This is a genomic window from Streptomyces sp. NPDC006510 (assembly GCF_040611955.1).
Taxonomy (GTDB): Bacteria; Actinomycetota; Actinomycetes; order Streptomycetales; family Streptomycetaceae; genus Streptomyces.
The window spans coordinates 1-4,081 of record NZ_JBEXPH010000366.1; the positions used below are offsets into that span (position 1 = coordinate 1).

At 72.5% G+C, this 4,081-nt stretch carries 5 protein-coding genes and 1 pseudogene; 5 read left to right on the forward strand and 1 reads right to left on the reverse strand.

Features of this window, described 5'->3' with window-relative positions; all coding sequences use genetic code 11:
• Positions 1-203: pseudogene (locus tag ABZY11_RS43305) on the forward strand (cupin); the annotation flags it as partial.
• On the opposite strand, the gene ABZY11_RS43310 reads toward ABZY11_RS43305, so the two are convergent.
• A complete protein-coding gene (locus ABZY11_RS43310; protein ID WP_356484442.1) occupies positions 191-751 on the reverse strand; it encodes a GNAT family N-acetyltransferase in 561 nt (186 codons plus the stop codon). The pseudogene ABZY11_RS43305 and the gene ABZY11_RS43310 overlap by 13 nt on opposite strands.
• A 90-nt stretch (positions 752-841) precedes the next feature.
• Between ABZY11_RS43310 and ABZY11_RS43315 the strand changes: the two genes are divergently transcribed.
• The 4 genes from ABZY11_RS43315 to ABZY11_RS43330 form a co-directional block, all read left to right on the forward strand.
• On the forward strand, positions 842-1,852 hold the full coding sequence (locus ABZY11_RS43315) for a hypothetical protein (protein WP_356484443.1): 1,011 nt from the start codon (positions 842-844) through the stop codon (positions 1,850-1,852).
• A 66-nt stretch (positions 1,853-1,918) separates the two neighbouring features.
• Entirely contained in the window at positions 1,919-2,401 is a 483-nt protein-coding gene (locus ABZY11_RS43320) for a methyltransferase domain-containing protein (protein WP_356484446.1), read from the forward strand.
• 134 nt (positions 2,402-2,535) lie between these two features.
• On the forward strand, positions 2,536-2,925 hold the full coding sequence (locus tag ABZY11_RS43325) for a hypothetical protein (protein ID WP_356484444.1): 390 nt from the start codon (positions 2,536-2,538) through the stop codon (positions 2,923-2,925).
• Between the two features lie 172 nt (positions 2,926-3,097).
• The coding region (locus ABZY11_RS43330) for an NADH:flavin oxidoreductase/NADH oxidase (protein ID WP_356484445.1) at positions 3,098-4,081 on the forward strand (984 nt) is incomplete at its 3' end.

The window sequence follows — 4,081 nt, forward strand, 5'->3', positions numbered from 1 at the left end:
CACTCGTACGCCCGAGGGCCGAGGACTGGCGCGGGCGCTGGCAGCGGGGGGCCGCCGCCGCCTCCGAGGTGACCGGCGCCCAGCTCGACGCCGTGGCGCGCGGCGACGGAGACCATCTCGCCGACGCCTGTGTGCACGCCGAACAGCCCTCCGGATACGGAAAGTTCGGCATGTGCGGCCGCCTGGACGTCTACCGGGGCTGACCGGCTCCGGCGGTGTCACGGGTGGCGGAGCCGGTGGGGTCGGAAGCGGCGGAGCGGGTCAGGACCCGGGTCGTGCTGCCGTCGTCCTCCACCGTGTCCCGGACATGCCGGAAACCGATCCGGCCCAGCAACGCCAGTGACGCGGTGTTCTCGGCGGCCACCGTGGCATGCACCTCGGTGAGCCCGAGCGTGCCGAACCCGTACCCGGTCAGTGCCTCCGCGATCTCGGTGCCGAACCCCTGCCCCCACCCGGCGGTGGCCAGCGCGTAGACGATCTCCTGGCCGTCCACGTCCGGCGACGGCTTGATCTCCGCATGGCCGATGAACCGGCCCTCGTGCCGGACCGCCCAGACATCGAACAGGTCCTGTGCGTACACCTTGCTGAAGATCCGTCCGAACAGGGCGCGGTCGTCGGCCTCGGTCTGGGGTCCTTCCCCCATCCAGCGGGAGACCCGGGTGTCCTGGAACAGTGCGACGAACTCCTCCTCGTCGTCCGGCGTGTACGGCTCCAGGCGCAGGCGTGCGGTGTGCAGGGCAAGGGTGGTCATGGCCGGTGACAGTACGCAGGCCCCGGGCGGCCCGCAACGCGTTTGCCGTGGTCACCGGCGTTGTCAGTGGCAGCCCGTACCGTCGGAGCCATGGATCTGGTGACGTCGCCGTGGGAGCGGTGGGAGCGGGTGGAGCACATCCAGGAGCTCGTCGACAAGGGCGACCTGACGGTGCTGTCACGCGCCCTGCTCGTCCCGGAGGGCTGCTGGGACGACGGCTTCGGTGTGACGACCGTGCTGCGCCGCCTGCCGGAGGCCGACCGCAGGGAACTGGCCCGGTCGTTCGCCGAGCACCTGACCACCGCGGGGGTCGGCGCCGGGGACCGCGAGCGCGGGCTGGTGCTGCTCGCCGCCGTCTCGCGCGGTTTCGCGGACAGCGCCTGGTGCGACGCCTGGGAGGCCCTGTTGCGGGACAGGGCGAGCCGGTTCTGGGCCTGCGGGACGAAGGACGACCTGTGGACATGCGGTCACGCGCTGCTGGACGCGGACCGGCGCCTGCCCGGCGAGGTCGTCGCTCTGCTGCGTCGCTCCGCGCTGGAGGGCTCCTGGCCGCAGGAGTGTGTCGAGCCCGTGCTCGGCCGGCTTCAGGGTCCCGTGCTCAATCCCGGTGACCGTTGGGCGGACCGGGTCCTCGCCGAACTGCCCGCGCTCGGCGAGCCCTGGCATGTGCTCGTGGAGCATGCCCTGCGCGCGCCGGTGGGGCGTTCCGGCCGCACCTGGGACCGCCGGGCGCTCGCCCTCGCCGATCCGCTCGGACCCGGGCGGGTCCGGCATACGGTGACACTCTGGATCAGGCTCGCCGCCGAGGGCGGAGGCCGCGACGACGGCGCCTACGACGCGTACAACCTGCCCGCACTCGTGGGTCTCGTCCGGCTGCTCTCGCTGCTTCCGCCGCATCCCGATTCGATCCGCGCCCTCGGCGCCCTGGTCGAGCACCCACCCCTGAGAACTCCGCTGACCGGCACGGCCGTTCGCGCCCTGGCCCGGCTCCCGCGCGAGCTGGCCGGGCCCGAGCTGAAGCGCCTGTCCGCAGGTGTACGGCACAAGGTGACGCACAGGCAGATATGCGCGGCACTGGCCCCGGAGCAGCAGCTGTCGTGACGAGGTGAGCGGCGACGCTGGCCGGATCCGCGTATTTCCCCGCGGAGACCTCTCGGTGTCGGTGACATCCACGAGCTGCCGCTGCCGGATCGCACCGCCGACCGGGCCCGCACCGACCGGGTTCCCCAGCACGTCGCCGATCCTGTCCGGGCGCTCCGCGAAGCCCGGCGCGTGCTCCGGCCGGGCGGGCGGCTCGTCATGGGCGAACCGGACTGGGGAACCCTCACGGTCGACCATCCGGACAGCGGCCTGTCGCGCGCCTGCACCCAGTACGTCACGGACGAAGCCGTCCGCAATGCCCGCATCGGCAGCCAGCTCGCCCGACTGGCGACCGGCGCGGGATTCGCGGTGCCTGCGGTCATTCCGGTCACCCCCGTCTTCCGGGACCTCCGGGCCGCCGACGCGATTCTCGGTCTGGAGCGCACCGCGCGCCGCGCCGTCAATGCCGGATACTTCACCGAGGAAGCGGCACGACGCTTGCTGGACCACCTCACGGAAGGCCCCTTCCTGGCGACCGTGACGCTCTACATCGTCGTGGCCGAGTCGTAGGCCTGCTGCCGGACGTTCTAGGTGGCGCCGTACAGCCGGAGAGCCTCAGGCTGTACCGGGCCGACGAACTGTGTACCCGGCCGGCGAACCGTACTGGGCCGACCGACCGGCCGGGCGAAGGGAAGAGTGGAGCGATGACGAACGGGATCGAGGACGCCGAAGGGCGCGGAGCGACCCTGGAGGTGAACCCCGTCGGAGCGCGGGTCGGGATCAGGGCGACGGCGCCGTGGGGTGAGCTGTCGCTGAACTGCACCCCAGCCCGGGCCCGGGAACTGGCGGCGGCGCTCGCCCTCGCGGCGGACGAGGCCGACAGTGTACGGACGGCGGAGCCCGTCACCGTCAAGGCGAGCGAACTGCGTCGCGGGGACGTACGGGACGGGGACCGGGCCATGACGGTGGACAACATCAGGGTCGACGGGGTCACCGCCCACGTCACCTGGAGGTCGGGTGCCGGCCGCAGCTGGACCCAGGCCTATGACGTGGACGCCGACATCACCCTCCGGCGGCGCGCCGGCAGCCACTGACCACGCGCCCGCGGCTCCCTGAGGTGCGAGCACCCGGCCGCCCGGACCGGGGCGAGCACCCGGCCGGGCGGCCCGAGTTCGTTGTACGAGAGGCTTCGTAATTTGACGGGTGTCGTAGTACGGGATGTATCGTACTAACGATTCTTCCGTACCCGTCGAAACGGAGTCCGACGTGAGTGCCCTCTTCGAGCCCTACACCCTGCGGTCGCTCGTCATTCCCAACCGGGTCTGGATGGCGCCCATGTGCCAGTACAGTGCCGCACCCAAGGGGCCGGACGCGGGTGTCGCGACCGACTGGCACTTCGCCCATCTCGCGGCCCGCGCCATAGGCGGCACCGGGCTCATCCTCACCGAGGCGACGGCGGTCAGCCCTGAGGGCCGGATCAGCCCCGCCGACCTCGGTATCTGGAACGACACCCAGGTCGCCGCGCTCCGCCGGATCACGGAATTCATCAAGGGGCAGGGGTCCGTCCCCGGCATCCAGCTCGCGCACGCCGGGCGCAAGGCCTCCACGGCTGCCCCCTGGCTGGGCGGCGCCCCGGTCGGGCCGGAGGCGCACGGCTGGACGCCGGTCGCCCCCAGCCCGCTGCCGTTCGACGACGGCCACCCCGTGCCGCACGAGCTGACCGTGGACGAGATCCGGGGCGTCGTCGACCGGTTCCGCGAGGCCGCGCGCCGCGCTCTCGACGCGGGGTTCGAGGTCGCCGAGGTGCACGGCGCCCACGGATACCTCATCGGGCAGTTCCTCTCCCCGCACAGCAACCGGCGCACCGACGAGTACGGCGGCAGCTTCGAGAACCGTGTCCGCCTCGCCCTGGAGGTCGTCGACGCGGTGCGCGAGGTCTGGCCGGAAGATCTGCCCGTCTTCTTCCGGATCTCCGCGACGGACTGGCTCACGGAGAACGACGAGGACGAGCGCGAGGGCTGGACCGTCGACGAGACCGTGCGGCTGGCCGCGCAGCTCCAGGCCCACGGGGTCGACCTACTGGACGTCTCCAGCGGCGGAAACGCCCCGCGCGCCCGCATCGGGACCGGGCCGGGGTACCAGGTGCCCTTCGCCGAGCGGGTCAGGGCCGAGACCTCGCTGCCCGTGGCGGCGGTGGGCCTGATCACCGAGCCGCAGCAGGCCGAGAAGATCATCACCGAGGGGCGGGCG